Source organism: Vibrio sp. A8-1, from assembly GCF_013048685.1.
GTDB lineage: Bacteria > Pseudomonadota > Gammaproteobacteria > Enterobacterales > Vibrionaceae > Vibrio > Vibrio metschnikovii.
In genome coordinates, this window is record NZ_VHTC01000122.1 from 1 (window position 1) to 600 (window position 600).

At 42.2% G+C, this 600-nt stretch carries 1 protein-coding gene; it reads right to left on the reverse strand.

Features of this window, described 5'->3' with window-relative positions:
* Window positions 1–110 precede the first annotated feature (110 nt).
* Window positions 111–569, reverse strand: a complete 459-nt coding sequence (gene tnpA / locus FKN93_RS17535) for an IS200/IS605 family transposase (protein ID WP_158137554.1) — start codon at window positions 567–569, stop codon at window positions 111–113.
* Window positions 570–600 lie beyond the last annotated feature (31 nt).

Below are 600 nucleotides of genomic sequence, written 5' to 3' on the forward strand. Positions count from 1 at the left end.
AAAAAAAATATCCTCCGGCATAGCCGGAGGTTTTTCATATGCGCCTATAAGGCTTTCTTACAAGCAGCGCCCTAACAGGCGCATCACGATCTGACATTTGCATATGACGATTACTTACGGCCCGTAAACGGGCTTCCTGCATATGGGATCGACAATTGCTCTCCCATTTTATCCTGCTCCAACTGATGCTTTATGTAGTTCTGTATCTTGGTCGTATTTTTACCAACCGTATCTACATAATACCCTCGGCACCAAAATTCCCGATTCCGATATTTAAATTTCAAATCTCCGAATCGTTCATAAAGCATTAGGCTACTTTTACCTTTCAAGTACCCCATAAAAGCTGAAACGCTCATTTTCGGCGGAATTTCTAAAAGCATGTGGATATGATCTGAACAGCACTCTGCTTCTAGAATGTTCACATTTTTCCATTCACATAACTTCCTTAATATTTCTCCCACTGCTCTACGTTTTTCTCCGTAGAACACCTGTCGTCGATATTTCGGTGCAAAGACTATATGGTATTTACAGTTCCAGCGCGTGTGCGCTAAGCTCTTTTCGTCCCCCATTGGGACCCCCTTTCAATTTTCGTTTAACTCT

What these genes read in the sequence shown, in the direction of transcription:
- tnpA (WP_158137554.1), bottom strand. Translation starts at nt 569, where the DNA reads ATGGGGGACGAAAAGAGCTTAGCGCACACGCGCTGGAACTGTAAATAC.